This is a genomic window from Labilibacter marinus (genome assembly GCF_001659685.2).
In the GTDB taxonomy this organism is placed as follows: Bacteria; Bacteroidota; Bacteroidia; order Bacteroidales; family Marinilabiliaceae; genus Saccharicrinis; species Saccharicrinis marinus.
This window is the reverse complement of sequence record NZ_LXYE02000054.1, coordinates 80,704-98,523: the sequence shown is the minus strand read 5'-3', so window position 1 is coordinate 98,523 and position 17,820 is coordinate 80,704. Positions and strand designations below refer to the sequence as shown.

The 17,820-nt window shown below is 35.0% G+C and carries 14 protein-coding genes; 7 read left to right on the top strand and 7 right to left on the bottom strand.

The features are described 5' to 3' along the window. The 3 genes from A8L32_RS21145 to A8L32_RS21135 form a co-directional block, all read right to left on the bottom strand. Nucleotides 1–199, bottom strand: a 199-nt coding sequence (locus tag A8L32_RS21145) for an endonuclease domain-containing protein (RefSeq protein WP_143525188.1), incomplete at its 3' end; no start/stop codon positions are given. Between the two features lie 184 nt (nucleotides 200–383). Further along, nucleotides 384–2,837, bottom strand: coding sequence for a beta-galactosidase GalB (gene galB, locus A8L32_RS21140; protein ID WP_071797495.1), 2,454 nt, complete (start codon nucleotides 2,835–2,837; stop codon nucleotides 384–386). A 124-nt stretch (nucleotides 2,838–2,961) separates the two neighbouring features. Further along, the gene (locus tag A8L32_RS21135; RefSeq protein WP_066633160.1) at nucleotides 2,962–4,491 is read right to left on the bottom strand and encodes a sulfatase family protein; all 1,530 of its coding nucleotides are present in this window, start codon (nucleotides 4,489–4,491) and stop codon (nucleotides 2,962–2,964) included. Nucleotides 4,492–4,865: 374 nt separating this feature from the next. Between A8L32_RS21135 and A8L32_RS21130 the strand changes: the two genes are divergently transcribed. From A8L32_RS21130 to A8L32_RS21105, 6 genes are all read left to right on the top strand, one after another. Then, a complete protein-coding gene (locus A8L32_RS21130; protein WP_066633157.1) occupies nucleotides 4,866–6,158 on the top strand; it encodes a cytochrome b N-terminal domain-containing protein in 1,293 nt (430 codons plus the stop codon). Nucleotides 6,159–6,162: 4 nt separating this feature from the next. Next, nucleotides 6,163–6,639 (top strand): QcrA and Rieske domain-containing protein, encoded by a 477-nt coding sequence (locus tag A8L32_RS21125; protein ID WP_158027272.1) that lies wholly within the window; start codon nucleotides 6,163–6,165, stop codon nucleotides 6,637–6,639. Further along, nucleotides 6,640–8,940, top strand: a complete 2,301-nt coding sequence (locus tag A8L32_RS21120) for a multiheme c-type cytochrome (RefSeq protein WP_066633152.1) — start codon at nucleotides 6,640–6,642, stop codon at nucleotides 8,938–8,940. A 314-nt stretch (nucleotides 8,941–9,254) separates the two neighbouring features. After that, nucleotides 9,255–11,183, top strand: a complete 1,929-nt coding sequence (locus A8L32_RS21115; protein WP_066633150.1) for a peptidylprolyl isomerase — start codon at nucleotides 9,255–9,257, stop codon at nucleotides 11,181–11,183. A 15-nt stretch (nucleotides 11,184–11,198) separates the two neighbouring features. After that, complete coding sequence (locus A8L32_RS21110; protein ID WP_066633148.1) at nucleotides 11,199–12,056, top strand: hypothetical protein; 858 nt, start codon at nucleotides 11,199–11,201, stop codon at nucleotides 12,054–12,056. A gap of 210 nt (nucleotides 12,057–12,266) precedes the next feature. Then, the gene (locus A8L32_RS21105) at nucleotides 12,267–13,634 is read left to right on the top strand and encodes a site-specific integrase (RefSeq protein ID WP_143525187.1); all 1,368 of its coding nucleotides are present in this window, start codon (nucleotides 12,267–12,269) and stop codon (nucleotides 13,632–13,634) included. A 165-nt stretch (nucleotides 13,635–13,799) separates the two neighbouring features. Here the strand turns inward: A8L32_RS21105 and A8L32_RS21100 are convergent, their stop codons facing one another. Continuing rightward, nucleotides 13,800–14,150: a hypothetical protein gene (locus A8L32_RS21100; protein WP_066633143.1), complete on the bottom strand. Its 351-nt coding sequence runs from the start codon at nucleotides 14,148–14,150 to the stop codon at nucleotides 13,800–13,802. Nucleotides 14,151–14,585: 435 nt separating this feature from the next. Here A8L32_RS21100 and A8L32_RS21090 point away from each other — a divergent pair, with 435 nt between their 5' ends. After that, the gene (locus A8L32_RS21090; RefSeq protein ID WP_066633140.1) at nucleotides 14,586–14,885 is read left to right on the top strand and encodes a hypothetical protein; all 300 of its coding nucleotides are present in this window, start codon (nucleotides 14,586–14,588) and stop codon (nucleotides 14,883–14,885) included. 49 nt (nucleotides 14,886–14,934) lie between these two features. Here A8L32_RS21090 and A8L32_RS21085 read toward each other — a convergent pair whose 3' ends face one another. The 3 genes from A8L32_RS21085 to A8L32_RS21070 all read right to left on the bottom strand — a co-directional run bounded on the left by A8L32_RS21085 (nucleotide 14,935) and on the right by A8L32_RS21070 (nucleotide 17,749). Beyond that, complete coding sequence (locus A8L32_RS21085; protein WP_066633138.1) at nucleotides 14,935–15,582, bottom strand: endonuclease domain-containing protein; 648 nt, start codon at nucleotides 15,580–15,582, stop codon at nucleotides 14,935–14,937. A gap of 155 nt (nucleotides 15,583–15,737) precedes the next feature. Beyond that, nucleotides 15,738–17,174 (bottom strand): SH3 domain-containing protein, encoded by a 1,437-nt coding sequence (locus A8L32_RS23680; RefSeq protein ID WP_198931829.1) that lies wholly within the window; start codon nucleotides 17,172–17,174, stop codon nucleotides 15,738–15,740. Between the two features lie 26 nt (nucleotides 17,175–17,200). Beyond that, nucleotides 17,201–17,749 (bottom strand): hypothetical protein, encoded by a 549-nt coding sequence (locus A8L32_RS21070; protein WP_143525186.1) that lies wholly within the window; start codon nucleotides 17,747–17,749, stop codon nucleotides 17,201–17,203. Nucleotides 17,750–17,820 lie beyond the last annotated feature (71 nt).

The window sequence follows — 17,820 nt, the reverse complement described above, 5'->3', positions numbered from 1 at the left end:
CTCCATCTAATTCTATGGCAAGCTTTAACTCCGGACAATAGAAATCAAGTACATATTTTCCAACAGAATACTGTCTTCTAAATTTTAATCTGCAAACTTTCTTTCCTTTCAAATAATTCCACAGTTCACATTCCGCAGGAGTTGAGTTGTTCCTTAATTGTTTTCTTTTTTTTATAAGTTCAGGCCGGTTACTTTTCATGGTAGTTTTATTTGTTATAATTTAAAATACAAAAATATATCGAACCACCTCCCCTCCGCGTCGCGGACGGACTCCTCCTTAATAAGGAGGAGAGCCTGATTACATAACTTCTAAATTTTAAAACAATAAAAAAACCGCAAGCATAATAAAATACACTTGCGGTTTGTAAAACATTTAGTATGCTCTATTTCGTACTAATAATAAGTTCTGCCTTTTTTAAACCTTCCGATTCAGCTATCAGCTTAACTTCTCCTGTTTCTCCTTCTAAAGAGCGAATTACCACTAAAGCCATACCGTTAAATACCTTTCGGGTAGTAGCTTGAAAAGATTCAAGATTAGTCGCATCGCCATTACCCACTGCAATAATTTCGGCAGGTCCTGTTATGCTGTATGTAACGCTATTATGCGTACGCGGAACCATTAATCCTTTTTTGTCGGCAATTTTAACCGTTACAAAACTTAGGTCTTGTCCATCAGCACTTATTTCATCGCGGTCGGCACTTAACTGAACTTTATAAGCAGCTTTGGTGGTTTTTACTTTTTCTTCGGCCCATTTTTTACCATTTTTATAAGCCACCACTTTTAATTCACCTGGTTGATATTTTACTTCGTCCCAACGTAAACGGTATTCATATTCGCCTTTCTTTTTGCGACCTAATGATTTTCCGTTTAAGAATAATTCTGCTTCATCGCCCGAGGTATATACAAATACAGGAGTTACTTTACCTACGCGTTCTGGCCAGTTCCAATGTGGTAAAATATGTGCCATTGGTAATTCTGGACGCCACTTAGCTTGGTATAAATAATATCTATCCTTAGGGAATCCACATAAGTCAACAATACCAAAGTATGAACTACGTGGCGGAATGTTATTACCCATTTTTTCTAATTGAGCTTTCATTTCAGCTCTTTGTTTAGGATCGGTAAAGTTTAATAGATTGGTTTTATCCTTGTTATAAGGTGTAGGTTCACCAATATAATCAAAGCCAGTCCATACAAACTCACCAAACACCCACGGATATTTATCCTGTGCTTCAAATTCAACATCGGCACGATATGCCCAGTTAGGCGCTGTAAAATCGTAACTACTTACTTGAAAGAATCCACCATTACCTTTAAACTTATCTTCTGAAACAGGGAAAAAGTATTCTCCTCTACTACTGATGGTAGATGCTGTTTCACTTCCGTAGATAGGTAAATCTGGGTTGGCCTTACGCACCTCTTCGTATAAATGTGGTTTGTAATTTAAGCCAAATACTTCTGCTGTTTTTTCGAAACCATTGGTGGTAGCTTCTGGTCGGCTACAACCAAACGTAGTTGGGCGAGTATTATCTTCATCTCTGATAATATCAGCCAACATAACGGCCATTGGCGCATCGTTACCAGAACGTAATTCAATCATTTCGTTACCAGTACTCCACATTACCACGCAAGGGTGGTTTCTATCTCTGCGAACCATGTTGCGTAAGTCGCGCTCGTGCCAAGTACCAAATAAATGCGCATAATCATTATCCACCTTTTTCTTTTCCCAAACATCAAAAGCTTCTACCTGTACTAAAATCCCCATACGATCGCATAAATCTAAAAACTCAGGTGCAGGAGGATTGTGCGCAGTGCGAATGGCATTGGTTCCAAAGGATTTTAAAATTTCAATTTGACGTTCTGCCGCGCGAGTGTTAAAAGCCGCTCCTAAAGGACCTAAATCGTGATGCTGACATACGCCATTCATCCTGATTTTCTTTCCGTTTAAAAAGAAACCTTCGCTGGTGTATTCGATTTCGCGCACACCAAAAGTACTTTCATACGTATCCAATACCTTTCCATCTTTTAATAAAGAGGTTTTTAATTGGTATAGATGAGGACTATCCAGATTCCAAAGACTCGGATTCTGTAATTCTACTTCTGCTTTTAAGGCTGCATTTTGTTTTGTTTCGGCAACTAAGTTTCCATTATCATAAATCTGATATAAAACCTCAAAATCGTCAGCATCACCACCATCAACTTCCGTTTTAACCTGAACTGTTGCTTTATCTTTGGCAACAGCTGGTGTAGATACGAAAACACCCCATTCAGCTATAGCTACTGGGCTTGTTTTTAGTAAACGAACGTTGCGATAAATTCCTCCGCCAGGATACCAACGCGACGATTCTACCTTGTTATTTAAACGAACCGCAATAACATTTTCCTGTCCAACCTTTAAGTAACGGGTTATCTCTAGCCTAAACGAAGAATAACCATAAGCCCATTCGCCTACATATCCACCATTTACCCAAACTTTGGTATTAGACATTGAGCCATCAAACTCTATAAAAACACGTTTTCCAGCATCTGTAGCTTCAGAAGTAAAGGCTTTACGATACCATCCAATACCTGCCCAAGGTAATTTTCCTGTTCGGTTAGGAAGGTCATCTCTAAAAGGTCCTTCGATACCCCAATCGTGCGGTACATTTAAAACCCTCCAATCCGAATCGTCAAAGTCTACTTCATCCATATCTTTGGGTTCCGCTTTGGTAGTTCCATCTGGCATTGTTCCAAAGCGAGCAAATTTCCAGTTGGAATTAAAATTAACGATATCGCGGGCAGACAAATGAATACTTCCCAGCAATAAACATATAATTATTAGAAATTTTTGTGTCATATTTAGATCTTGTTCTTGTGTTAGCATTTACACTATGTACATCATTTTCTTCACTGTTGAAGGGGAGAGCCTAAAAACCTTTTTCGTTTTCCGGTCTCCCTTCTCCTTGTTCCTTCTTCCGATCTTACTTTTTAAACTGTTCGTATTCTGGATTTACTTTAGCATCTCTAAAACGTGGTCTATCTTTCCACATCTCATAGGTTGCTTTAAGCTGAATGGCCGATTCTGGATATTGCACTTCCAAATCATTTTCTTTCAACCACTCATCCATCACCATGCGATGCTTTTCAAGCTCGGCTTTAAACGCTGGGTCTTTAGCCAGGTTATTCATCTCGTATGGGTCTGCAGCTATTTCATATAACTCCTCTTGCGGGCGAATGCCAAACCAATGTTCTTCTTGATAAGGTGTTAATTTACCCTCGGCATATAAACGATGCATATCCTTTACCATGGCTTGATGGTCGCGATAACCTGCTTGCATCATTGGTCTGTCTAAAAAGAAATTACGGATATAACGGTATTTATCTGAACGTACCGTGCGAATTCTATCAATGGTATAATCGCAGCGGTCGCGAGCTCCAAACACATATTCGTTTGGTGTAAATCCTTTAGCAAATAAATCTTGCCCATCGTAATAATCGGGAATTTCAGCACCCCCCATAGCTAAAGTAGTTGCCGTAACATCTAACAACGAAACTAAGTCATTACGCACCGTTCCTGCTTTTAAGGCAGGATGATTTCCTTTTACCATTAAAGGCACCAACATTCCATCCTCGTAACAAAACTGCTTATGACGTAACGAAGTATTACTTCCGTGGTCGGAGAAAAAGAATACAATGGTATTCTCCAACTCGCCATCTACTTCCAGTTGTTTTAATATCTCTTCTACCTGCACATCCGAACCTCGGGCTGCGTTATAATGGGTTGTCCATGCCTTACGTTGCGATTTTACATCTGGAAAATAAGGCGGCAATGGCACATCATTATCGGCTAACTTCTCACCTTCGCGTACATATTTATAATCACGCTTACCACCCATAATCTCTATTTGTCCAAACCAAGGCTGGCTCTTGTCTTTGCGTGCCGTCCAAACATCCTTTGTCCACGATAAAGTATGTTCAGCATGATTTCCTTGCCAACCATTCATGCCTGCCACATAATCGGGCATATTACCCACATCGTATAATTTGGTACGGTCGTAATGAAAGTTATAATCATCCTTACCACTATTAAAGGTAAAATAACCCGCCTCTTTCATCAGTTCAGGCAATGTCTTGATATACTCAGGTAGGTTTATCCTCAATTCTTCAGGAACCACTTTCCCATTCTCTGTTCTGCTCGAACGATGGTTATGCGTGCCTGTTTTAGTTTGCATCACCCCAGTAATTATGGCTGAACGACAAGGTGAACATACTGGTGACATGGCATACGCTCGATTAAATAAAACTCCCTTCGAGGCAAATTTATCGATAGCAGGTGTATGACCTTGGTTGATAGAATCGCCATAACATCCCATAAATGGAGACAAATCTTCTGCAAAAATCCAAAGTACATTGGGTTTAGCTTGCGTATTTTCTTTAGGTGGGTTTGCACACGATACAAAAACCACGGATAATACCAACAGCAATATGAAACTGAGCGCTTTTAACTTCATTGTGTTTATTTATGTTTGACTTTACTTTAAATAATTTGTACTCATACAAAGATGCTGAAAGAATGGGCACGCTATGTACCTTGGGGTAAAATAGATGTACCCGTTTGTTCAATAACATGGAATAGAAGGCAGAATAAACAGTTTATAGTATGCAGCCTGTATTAGTAATAACCAAACACCAATGACTATTGACTAATTACCTGTATTAGTAATAACCAAACACCAATGACTATTGACTAATTAACTAATAGCTCCAATTACAAGGTACTAATATCCACCAGTACATGTATTACACCCGCAACTACAAAAGCTCTTTTGTATTCAAAGCATTTTGACTTTCTTTGTGCATCAATACAAACATCAGATATTCTGAAATGACTAAAAATAATTCAGGAAATAGACTTCCATCATCTATTGAAAAGTTTATACTTCACCTTCATCCTCCAAAAATAGATAAGCGAGCTCTAAAGTTTACCCGAACTTTTGGACTGGGAGGTATTAACGCTTTGCTTTTTGTAATACTATGCTTCACGGGTTTAGTGCTTCGTTTTTCGTACGTTCCTACGGTGCAGCATGCATACGATTCTATTGTAGCCTTACAGTCAGATACTGTATTTGGTCAGTTTATTCGTAATCTGCATCATATTTCCGCTAAACTAATGGTGATAGTTTCCTTTTTACATTTAATCAGAACCTATTATTCGCAAGCTATTTATAAAAAAAGAGCCGAAAACTGGATATACGGTTTAATCATGATGTTTATGGTGATTGTTTCTTCCTTTACTGGATATCTTTTGCCATGGGACCAATTGGCCTATTGGGCGGTGACCGTGATTACACAAATCATAGAATATGTACCTTATATTGGTCACCCAATAGCTAATTTAGTAAGAGGTGGCGAAACAGTAGATGGAAATACTTTATTGAATTTTTACAATTTACATACGGGAATCGTCCCTATTGTGTTTATCTTTTTAATGAGTATGCACTTTTGGCTGGTTCGTAAAGCTGGAGGAGTGGCTCTTCCAGAGATAGATAAGTCTAAAGCAGAAAGAGTGTTTGTTATTCCTAACTTATTGTGGTTAGAGATTATGGTAGCGGCCTTATTAATTGCTGGTTTATTTGTATTCTCCACTTTTTATCATGCCCCATTGTTAGAACAGGCTAATCCTTTAAACAGTCCTAACCCAAGTAAAGCACCTTGGTATTTCTTAGGTGCGCAAGAATTGTTATTACACTTACATCCGTTTTTTAGTGCAGTACTTCTTCCATTGGCCGTTGGTATTTTCTTTTTCTATTTGCCTTATTTTAAATATAGTAATCTAAATACTGGCGTGTGGTTCAACTCTGCACTGGGTAAGCGAATGACTATTCACTCTGCCATTTTCTCCTTTGTATTTACCTTTGTTTTAACCTATTTACTAGAGCATTTTCTACATTTCGACCTTTGGTTTGCGAGTTTAGGAAGTTGGTTTGCTACTGGTTTGGTACCCTTTTTAATTTATACCATTCCATTTATAGCTTATTTATGGTATTGGAAAACCAAACATGGTGCAAAAACAGAAGAAATAGTAATGACCATTACTACCATATTAATGTCATCTTACATATGTATGATGCTTATTTCTCTTTTATTAAGAGGCAAGGGTATGTTAATGATTATCTAACACATTGAAGACACAAGTAATGAGTTTCGATAGAAGAAAATTTATAAAACGATTAATTATAGCCGCTGCAGCCATCGAAGGTTTTTTCCTGATTAAAGGAGGCGTGAGTAAAGTTAGTCATATAGAAAAAAAGAAAGAGCTATTTAACGCAGGTAATGTAAATACTTTCCATAGTAATAAAACCTATCCGTTTGTTACAGGACAGTTTTTCTTACGAAGATTTAAAGATGGTGGCTTTTTAGCCATGTCGGTAAAATGCACGCACTTGGGTTGTATAGTAGACTCTAACCTAAAAACAGGCGGTTATAACTGTCCGTGCCATCGTTCGCAGTTTAACCAATTTGGAGAGGTATTGGCAGCGCCTGCTACCCGACCACTGGATTACTTTCCTATCACCATTGAAAACGGTGAGTTGTTGATTGACACATCCGCCCCTGTAAAGAGAAAATCTTTTGATAAATCGCAATTAACTTACGCATAAATGGAGAATCGTAATAAAATAGAACGCATCAGTTTTATAGCCATGCTTGTGGCTATTGTTACTGTTCCAGCATATATGTTAATCAACACCTATAGCGACACGCCAGATACTTATCATGATAATGAAGCTAAGTATGTTGGTCGTGAAACTTGTGTTGAATGCCATTTGAACGAATATAACGAATGGGAAGGCTCGCATCATGATAAAGCCATGGAGCACGCTAATGACTCCACCGTATTGGGAGATTTCAATAATCAATCTATCGAATACAACGGCATGACACATCGCTTTTATAAGCGAGATGGAAAATTCTTGGTTGAAACCGATGGTGAGTCTGGCGAACTAGAGGAGTTTGAAATTAAATACACTTTCGGTTTTTATCCACTACAGCAATATCTAGTGGAGTTTGATAGAGGAAGATTACAAACCCTAGCGCTTACGTGGGATTCTAAAGATAGTGCTTGGTACCACATGGCTGAGGTTATTTATACGGACGAGATGATTGAAAGCGATAACTGGTTGCATTGGACCAATCAAGCACAAAACTGGAACGGTATGTGTGCCGATTGTCATTCTACCAACTTGGTTAAAGGCTACGATGTTGAAAATGACACCTATAATACTACATGGAGCGAGATTGATGTGAGCTGTGAGGCTTGTCATGGACCTGCATCTAAACACCTTGATTGGGCAGCTAAAGCAGAATATGCCAGAGATGAGCATAACAACTTTGGATTGGAGGTTAAAACCAGTGGCATCGACAATAAGGAATATGTAGATCTTTGTGTTAGATGTCATACACGCCGTGGTTCATTATCCGATTTTGAGCACAGCGCAGATATTTATAATCATACAATTCCTAATTTACCTTCGGGCGAAAATTATCATATCGATGGTCAGATACTAGATGAAGATTACGTATATGGCTCCTTTACACAAAGTAAAATGTTTATGCGAGATGTGCAATGTAACGATTGTCATAACGTACATAGTACCGAGCGTTTATTCGAAGATAACAGATTGTGTACCCAATGTCATCGTGCCGACGATTACGATACCTACGATCATCATTTCCATAAGGATTATGGTGCTACTGGAGAAGCTGTTATTGCAGATGACGGTGTTAAATTCGAAGTAGGCGAAGGGACAAGGTGTATCAATTGTCACATGCCTGCGCAATTTTACATGGGTGTTGATTATCGTAACGATCATAGCTTCCGCATACCTCGTCCTGATTTAACAGAAAAGTTGGGAACGCCTAATGCTTGCAACCAATGTCACCCTAAAGAAGGTACTCAATGGGCTATTGATTATGTGAAAAAATGGCATGGAATTGGTCGCCCTGCACAATATGGAACAGCATTTAAAGAAGCTCAATCTGGAAGCCAGAAAGGTTTTGAAGAGTTAGTTCATATCTATAATGACGAGGTATATCCTGAAATTATACGCGCTACAGCCATCCAACAATTAGGAATGCATTACCAAAGCCAATCGAAGGATATTTTATTAAAGGCTTTGCATAATTTCAATGGTCATATTCGTTTTAATGCCTTACAAAATTTGGTTGTTGATGATAATAAATCCTTAAATGCCGTATTAGATTTACTGAACGACCAAACAAAATCAATTCGTGTAGAATCTGCAAGCAAGTTAAATGCTGTTCCGCAAGATCAAATACCGAGTAAATATAGAGAAGCGCTAAAAAATGCTAAAAAAGAATATCTGGGAGCGTTAAAATACAGTGCAGATTTCCCTACAGGTAAATTTAATTTAGCCAACTTCTATTACAACAATCAGGATTTAGACAAAGCTGAGGAGTTTTATAAAAGGGCTTTAAAACAAGACAAAGAGTTACATGCTATTAAAATTAACTTGGCTCTATTGTATAACAGTAAAGGTGAACATCAAAAAACAGAGTTATTGCTAAAAGATTACCTAGAGCATATGCCTGAAGATGGTAACACGCTATTTACTTACGCCTTGTTTTTATCTGAACGCAAGCGATATGACGAATCAATGGAGTATCTGCTTAAAGCAGCTCAATATTCGCCCAATAATGCTCGTTTGATGTACAACATTGCAATGATGTACGACTTTAAAAATAACTTGAAGGATGCAGAAGATTATCTAAACAGAGCATTAAAACTAAATCCTGATGAAATGAGTTACCATGTGGGCTTACTTAACTTATACATGAAATATAAGGAAACCGCTAAAAGCAAAAAGGTAGCGCAGGAAATACTAACTAAATTTCCTAACATTCCAGATAAAGAACAAATACAAGCTATTATAAATCAATAATGGTGTAATACTAGTATTACCATGAATTAAAACTTATCATTTCACGTTAATACTCTTCTTCTTTGTTGTAAAAAATCAATGTAGCCATGCTATGTATCATTTTTGCATCTTGAACAAGAGCATTAATTCTAAAAATATTTAAGATTTACTTCATCATAAAATAGGTATTATTTAACTAGACTTTAACAGCCCGTTAACTTTTGTTTTTCGGGCTTTTTTGTTTTCTTTAGAGCCCCAAACAAGGGCCTTATACAATAATATAATCCCCTTGTTTGTTTTATAGATAAAATTCCATTTTATAAGTTGTAAGAAAAATGAAACTAAAAAAGTTTATTTCACTATCATTCACCGTTTTAATAACGGCATCTTGTTTTGCTCAAACACCTCAAACCTTGGTTAAAATAGAAGATGAAAATTATTCGATTGAGGAATTTGACTTTATTTATAACAAAAACAACGAGTATACCCAAGAGCCCAAAAGCAGAAAGGAATACATTGAGCTTTTTGTAAACTACAAACTTAAGGTACATGAAGCTGTTGCTCAAGGCTTGGATACTTTGCCATCATTTACAAAGGAATTTAATTATTATAAAGATGAGTTAGCAAAGCCTTACTTATCGGATAAAAAAGTAACAGAAAGCTTGATTCAGGAAGCTTACGACAGGTTAACACAAGAAGTTAATGCAAGCCACATATTAATAAAACTGGCTCCATCTCCGAGTCCTGAAGACACACTGAAAGCATACAATAAAATCAGTTCAATAATAGAAGAATATAACAATGGTGCTGATTTTAATGAACTAGCAAAGAAATACTCTGAAGACCCTTCAGCTAAACAAAACGGCGGTAAACTTGGATTTTTTAGTGGTTTTATGATGGTTTACCCATTCGAGTCTGCTGCGTTTAATACCGAGGTAAATCAGATATCTCCAATCACACGCACTGCTTTTGGTTACCATGTGCTTAAAGTGCACGAAAAAAGAGCCAATCGTGGAGAATTAAGAACGGCACATATCATGCAAATGTTTCCTCCTAACTCACCTGCTGATATTGTAAAAAACAAACGTGCTAAAATAGATTCCATTTACCAATTGGTTTTAAGAGGCGATGATTTTGGAGCTTTAGCTAAACAATATTCTGAAGATAGAAACAGTGCGAATAAAGAAGGAGAACTTCCTTGGTTTGGAACAGGCAGAATGATTCCTGAATACAGCGAACCAGCTTTTGAACTAGATAGTGTAAATAACATCTCAACGGTTATACAAACACCATACGGTTTTCATATCATCAAATTATTAGAGAAAAGAGGCGTAAAACCTTTTGATGAAATGAAAGAAGAAATCACCAACCGCATTTCTAAAGACGAAAGAGCTTACCAAGGTAAAAAAGTGGTGATTACCCGATTAAAAAAAGAATACAGCTATCAGGAAAATACCGAAACAATTGACGACTTAAAAGCAATCGTTAAGGACAACAGCTTAAGCAACGATCAATTATTTGAGAACTTAAGTAAGGAGGATAAAGTATTAGCTTCGATGAACGGTTGGGAATATAAAACGGTTGATTTAGTAGATGCGCTAAAAGAAAACAGACAGTTTACCCAAAACAAAAGAGGCAGCTTAATCGATAAACAAATCACTTCTATTTTAGAAGAGGAGATTTTAGCTTTTGAAAAATCAAAATTAGAAGAAAAATACCCTGAATACAAATACCTATTGAGCGAATACCACGATGGCTTGCTTATTTTTGAAATCAGCCAAAAAGAAATATGGAATAAAGCCATTCAGGATAGTACTGGTATAAGCAACTATTATTCGGCTCATAAATCGGATTACTTCTTCCCTGCCAAGTTAGATGGAAAGGTATTTTTTACGAATGACAAAAAGGAATTAACTGCAGCAAAGAAAGTTATTACCGCCAATAAAGAAATAACTACAGATAGTTTAAAGCAACTTTATCCTAACGCTAAAGTTATGGAAGGAGTTTTTGAACAAGGTGAATACAAGGCTGTAGACAAACAAATATGGAAAATTAAAAAGTCGCAAGGTAAAATAGACGACGATTTTAAATACCTTTGGGCTTTTGGTGAGCTAATTGCTGCCAAACAAAAAGAATTAGAAGAAACACGTGGTCAAGTAATTGCTGACTACCAAACTCAAATTGAAAAAGAGTGGTTAAAGCAATTAAATAGCAAATACGCACCCGTAGTTAACACGAAGGCATTAAAACACAGTAAAAAGTAGATCAAACAACATAACATGCGTACCCTATTTCGATTATCTTTATTAACGATAGCAACATTAGCTTGCTTGTTTTCGTGTAAAACTGTTTCACAGGAGGAAGTATCTAAACCTCTTGCAAAAGTGGATGATCGTATACTAACATTGAGCGATTTAGAAAAAGCGATACCGCATAACTTAAGTAAGAATGACAGCGTAGCTTTTACACAGAACTACATTAATCGCTGGGTTAAATCGCAACTATTGCTGCGTAAAGCTGAGCTTAATTTAACTCCCGAAGAAAAGGATTTAGAGCAAATATTAAACGATTATAGAGCTTCTTTATTGATTCATAAATATCAGCAAAAGCTGATGTTGCAAAAATACACTCCGTTGATTACCACTCAAGAGATTGAGGCTTATTACAACGAAATGAGTGTCAACTTTAAGCTGAATGAACATATCATACAAGGTATATTTATTAAGGTTCCGCTAAATGCACCAAAGCTTAACAAGCTTAAGCAATGGTATCGTTCTGAAAATCCAGAGGATTATATACGCCTAGAGGAATACTGTTATCAAAATGCTCAAAAATTTGATAACTTTTTGGACAGATGGGTAGCGCTACACGAAATTTCGGAGCTATTACCCAAGCCAATGCCTAATCATCCTCAATTTTTGGATTACAATAAATTTTACGAAACTAAAGATAGCACTTCTCATTATTTGGTATCTATTAGAGCTTACCATAAAATGGAAGAAGTAGCACCTGTTAACTATGTAGAGGATAAAATCAAGGCTATCTTACTCAATAAAAAACGTCTGGAATTCATTCAAAATCTTGGAGATGAATTATATGATGAAGGATTAAAACAAAAAGTAATTAAATTCTATTAATTTTATACTGTTGATTTTAAACATTTCACAAAAATAGCAAAACTCTATATAGTAATACATTACAATTATAGACTCCGAATATTTTGCAACTAAATTTGCAACTAATTATCATTTTTTTCGTATTTTGCAACCAAAATTTGCAACCGTTGCACCCAAATTAATAGGTCATATATTTTAAATTATTCCATTTACTTAATTTGGTTGTCATAATTGAAAACTAATAAAATTATGGGCAAACATTTAAATTTTGGTAACTTATCCTTCTACCGCAAAAAAAACGATATAAAAGAAGATGGCACTTTCGAAATATTTATTCGTTACAATTACAGCTTAGATGGTAAATCATTTAGAGCAACCAAAACCACAAAGCAATTTTTATTAGAATCAGAATTTCAATTACTAAAATATGAAAAACTAAAGGGGCAAACTGCAAAGAAGCTTTATGAAATTTTTGACCAATTTAAACTTACAATTGAATCTATTAGAAATCGTAAAGGGGTGTGTTCGATTGAAACTTTTAAAAAATTTGAAGTAGGTGAAATTTTTGAAGAAGATAAAGACCCTGCGGATAGTTTTGATTATTGGGAAAATAGATTTTTGCTCGGTACAAAACCAACATCATCCAGACAATACGGTTCTAACCTAAAGCATTTTAAAAAGTTTCTTTATTTATGCCCTGACTTCATTTATAAAGGATTTTACCATATTATTGATGACAGAAGGATTTTAACCGAATACAAGAACTATATACTTCAATTTAATTCAACTGAGCTATTCAATACGATGGTGAATAAATTAACCACTACAAAGAGGTTTCTTAATAAGATTTATAAAACAAGAGGATTACCTCTACTTCAGGAAAAAATTCCTTCTTTAAAAAACGAAAAAGAGCAGTTAACATTGATAGATGAAGAAGTGAAAATTTTAATAAATTTTGATATTGATAGTATTGATGATGATACAATAAGAGGTAAAAAAGGAAACCCACGAATACGAAGAATAATTTACAAAACATTTCAATCAATAATTAAAATAAACACCTTGTTATCTTTACGAATTAGTGATAACAAGACCATAAAAAAACAACATATCGATTTTTCTGATCCTGAATTTACGGTTATAAAAGTTTACGATAAAAAAAGCAATTCGGATTACAGAGATGTTGTTATTAAAAATAATAAAATGCCAGAAGTTATTAATGAGCTTAAAAAGTTAGTTAAAAATGCTAATGAAGATGGTTTTTTATGGTGGGGAAAATTTCTAGAAAAGACCAGTAAATACGACCAATACCTGAAAGACTATGCTAAATTATGTGGTTTAAATCGTGAAGTTGAATATTACAATACTTATGTTAATGGTGAAACAATCGTACAAAAAGGTAAAGTTTCGGAATTAATTACGAGTCATGCCTTTAGGCGATACGCAATACACAATAACTTAAACGACACTTTTAAAGGTAATATTAAACAAGTTCAAGCGTATAGTGGTCATAAATCACTTGATACTATGACAAAATATTACACAAAAAAATCTAGCGTATCCGACCAAAAGAAAGCTTGGAATAATTTAGAAGAGTAATTGTAAAAATGACAACGTCCCAATAAAATTACTAATGTTTTATCTGAATAATATATAAAAAGCACACCAAACTAATGATGTGCTTCCTACCGATTCCCAAATCGATAATCATCCTAAATCATATCTTACTATCAATTTAAAACAATTAAATTGAATAATCAACACCTACCTCTTCACAACCTCGCTCACCCAAATAAAGGTATCGATCGTATGATAATGAAATTCGTAATTACCGGTCACAATCCTCCCAACCTGTAATCCTTGCTCAGGAAGCTCATTTAAAATACCAAGTTGTTCCTTTAATGGTGTTCGGTGTTCTTGATTTAAAATCAAATCTCTGTAATAAAACTCACCTCTATCCGAACTATAACTAATTTCAGCTCGCAGAACAATCCGATATCGATCGTCAAATGTGAGAACAACATACTTCGAGCATAACTCTTTCTCACCGAATGATAACCCATCATGCACAGCAGAATCAGCTACAGTTACTACATCTTCCCAAAGGTTATACATCGATTTCCATTTTAAATTAACAAGCTACAAACTTAATCATCTTCCACATAAATCATATCCAAAATTCCTGTCCCATCAATATCGTTAAAGGCTACAAACACTCATTTTTATATTATTTTATAAAATCACACTTCCGGAATTCACAATTTATTTTCTCAAAATTTTTAGCTACTTGAAAATTGGGCAACCGAAATAATATTTCAGGAATTTTTCTTTTGAAAAAAATCTTCATGTTGCACCCCTTGGTATATAAAGTACCACCCCCTCCCCCGGGGTGGGGCATCGGATACGATAGTATCCCCCATTGTACGGTCAATGCCACATTTTAAGTAGATTGTACAACCCTACCTATTGTAATTGTATCTCCCATTAAAAAAAGTATTGTCCATCTCTGTCCCAAAACAAATACCTCAGTATTTATATATAAAAACTAAGATGAAAAATACTTATTGCATTAATGGCTGTATCGAATCATTTGATGAGATGATTCTTGATTTCGATAATATTCACACCAAACAGAAAATGGTCTCTGTAGGTCAGAAACTACTCTTTGTCCAAGATACAGGTATCATCCCAGTTGTTCTTAACGAAATTAGCAGGAATGGTGAATATATTTACCTTAAGATGAACAGTTGCATTGATGGGGAAGAGATCCACGCTTCAAACTCCACAAAAGATATTCCGTGGGGTTGGTGTATATACTCCCTTGGTTATTTGAAAGATATAGTTTTTTAATAATATTGCAGGTAATTGATAATAAATCACCTGCAATAATTTAATTTCCTTATTCTTTAAGATTATTCATAATATTCTCCACAACCAAGCCACAGTCTTTTCGTATCTCTTGACCAGTATAACGAAGAACAACGAATCCTAAACGCTGTAATTCTCTATCAATGTTACGATCTCTTAATGCCTGCTTTTCGGTTACGTTGTGATAAGTATGACCATCGGCATAGATACAAAGCTTTACCTCATCCTGTTCAATATAGAAATCAGGAATAGTTAATATGGTATCAAAGTCAATCTCTTTAGGAAACTCATAGAAACTACCATCTTTGTTAAATCTACGTTGCATGACAACTTCAATTTCGTTTTTCCGCAGTTCTAACAAAAGGTTTCTTTCTAGTGGACTATCGCAAGTAACAATGCATGAATAGCATTCTTTCCATTTAAACTTGCATGCATTACACATTTTCCAGTTACTCTGCTTATCCCAAAACTTTTTTATTATTTGAGCTTCCTCACCAGAACAGTTAAATGTATCTGAAATCCTAGATAAACCTGTTGCATCATTAATTTGATTCGTGATATCTGTTAACGCTTTTTCTGATACAATTTTCGAAACCTCCCAATTATCAAGCTTTATGGATATTTTGTATTCGTCTTTTTTTACTAGTTCAATTTTTACTGGATTGTTATTTGTTGCCATATTAAATTTTAGTTACGTATTTATCAATATTAAAATCCTTCAAATCTGAATCATTTCCTAAATATAATGAATAGTGAGGATGCTCTGCTTTACTTCTTTTACCAATCAGTATCCATCGACAACTATTTTTTTGTAGAGTTCATATTATAATAGGGTTAATAATCCTCAATAGGTTGGTGTTTTCCATGAGGACTATTTCGGCAAAAACTGGAAGTAAGTGAACTAATTGTAGAATCATTTTTTCCACAATATTTGCAGGAATATTTACTTTGAACTTTTCCACCATAAGGCTGATGTTTTCCTAATGGACTTATTCTACAAGTACTTGATGTTAATGAACTAATAGTTGAGTCACTTTTCCCACAATATTTACAGTAATATTCTTTTGCAATTTCGCCGATATACGGTTGATGTTGACCTTCTGGATTAACCCTACATGATCCAGATGTTAATGAGCTTATAGTAGCGTCTTTTTTACCGCAATATTCACAGAAAAATTCAGTTTCACCCTTACCTTCATACGGTTGATGCTTTCTATTGGGACTGTACCTACAAGAACTCGATGTTAAAGAACTTATGGTAGAATCCTTCTTACCACAATATTTACAGAAAAATATATGATTAGATTCCCCAATATATGGCTTATGCTTACCACTTGAATTATTCCTACATGCTCCTGATGTCAATGAACTAATCGTTGCATCCTCTTTGCCACAATATTTACAACAAAATTTAAGTGAATCTTTCCCTTCGTATGGTTGATGCTTTCCATTAGAACTGTACCTACAAGAACTCGATGTTAAAGAACTTATGGAAGAATCATTTTTTCCACAGAATTTGCAATAAAAAACTACTTCTTTTTCAACAGTGCTTTCATTATCTACAATTTTTTCCTTTTGCGATGTAGAATAACTCCTTGATGAGCTTTTAGAATTCACATTTGTTGAATGGTGGTGATTTCCAAAATCTGTATCCTGATTATTGATACTTGATTGGTCATCAACTTTATTTGAGGCATCTGAAGCATAATCAAAATTACTGAACGTATCAGAAGAGTAACTTCTTTTTCTTATAAATAGTTTCCTTAATAGAAAAACTGCTCCAGTAATATAAACAATCCAACGCCACCAAACAGTTTTAGTGTTTTTCTTTGTTTGAATATATTTACTAGCTACAAAACCATTACTTCTATTCTCAAGTGATATTTCAGACCAACCTTCTTGCGCTGAAACTACTTTTACAGTATCACCCTTTTCCAATATAAAGACAACAGGATAATCTGTACCTGCACCTTCTCTAACATTTAAAGTAGTTGCATTAACACTTGAAACAATCTCAACACTAGTTCTATTTACGGAGTCAAGTTCTTGAATAATGAACATTATACATACATAAATAAATATATGAATAGGAGGTTTGATATTGAATCTCAGCCTCTTTCTTACCCAAGGAACTGTATAAATCCCCATCAGTATAAAAACTAATGCAAGACCTCTTATCTCATTTGATGTATCCTCAATTAAGTAAAAGAATCCATTTATTATTGCCAATAAGCCGAAAAGCCAAAGTGTGAAAGCTTTTAAAATGGTCATATTTGATGTTTATTTTATTTATTAAATCATTTCGTCCAATTAAATAAATCTAAGGCATTTTTATCAAGTAGAGCACTTTTCAAATCACTAAAATGAGTTTTTCTACCACCTTTAATTTGGAAATAACTTGGGTGTCTAAAGTTTAAAATTAATCGATCATTATGCTTATAGCATACTTCATTCAGCTTTTCAATTTCATCTCCATACAAATGGCAATATGACCGGAAAGTTATGTGATTACAAAGTACTATGTTTGGGTTTATTAACTCAATTTGTTCAATTAACAATTCTTTATCTTCGATTGCAAAACTAAATATTTCTCCATCATTCGATTTTGTCTTGTTATCACATTTCTTTTTAATATTTACATATGCTATATCATCAAGTATGTTCTGATTAAACTTAACTTCAGGCAGTTCATTTTTATCCATAAATTCACAACGCTTTCCATTGTAAATACTATTGATCACATATTTCCAGTAACAGATATTCCACCAGAAATGACTGCCATTTCCAGAAGTTATGTCAATATCTTTTTCTGCAATTTGAGTAAAATCGTCTGCTGATTCTTTCAAAAGAAACATGATTTTTGGCGTAGACTGCTCCCACTTCTTGTAGTTTAATATGCCATCAAAAGTAAAATTAT

Excerpts from the sequence above, each read along its gene's own strand:
- A8L32_RS23680 (WP_198931829.1), bottom strand. The coding sequence starts at position 17,174 with ATGACCATTTTAAAAGCTTTCACACTTTGGCTTTTCGGCTTATTGGCA.
- A8L32_RS21115 (WP_066633150.1), top strand. The coding sequence starts at position 9,255 with ATGAAACTAAAAAAGTTTATTTCACTATCATTCACCGTTTTAATAACG.
- A8L32_RS21090 (WP_066633140.1), top strand. The coding sequence starts at position 14,586 with ATGAAAAATACTTATTGCATTAATGGCTGTATCGAATCATTTGATGAG.
- A8L32_RS21100 (WP_066633143.1), bottom strand. The coding sequence starts at position 14,150 with ATGTATAACCTTTGGGAAGATGTAGTAACTGTAGCTGATTCTGCTGTG.
- A8L32_RS21085 (WP_066633138.1), bottom strand. The coding sequence starts at position 15,582 with ATGGCAACAAATAACAATCCAGTAAAAATTGAACTAGTAAAAAAAGAC.
- A8L32_RS21120 (WP_066633152.1), top strand. The coding sequence starts at position 6,640 with ATGGAGAATCGTAATAAAATAGAACGCATCAGTTTTATAGCCATGCTT.
- galB (WP_071797495.1), bottom strand. The coding sequence starts at position 2,837 with ATGACACAAAAATTTCTAATAATTATATGTTTATTGCTGGGAAGTATT.
- A8L32_RS21110 (WP_066633148.1), top strand. The coding sequence starts at position 11,199 with ATGCGTACCCTATTTCGATTATCTTTATTAACGATAGCAACATTAGCT.
- A8L32_RS21135 (WP_066633160.1), bottom strand. The coding sequence starts at position 4,491 with ATGAAGTTAAAAGCGCTCAGTTTCATATTGCTGTTGGTATTATCCGTG.
- A8L32_RS21130 (WP_066633157.1), top strand. The coding sequence starts at position 4,866 with ATGACTAAAAATAATTCAGGAAATAGACTTCCATCATCTATTGAAAAG.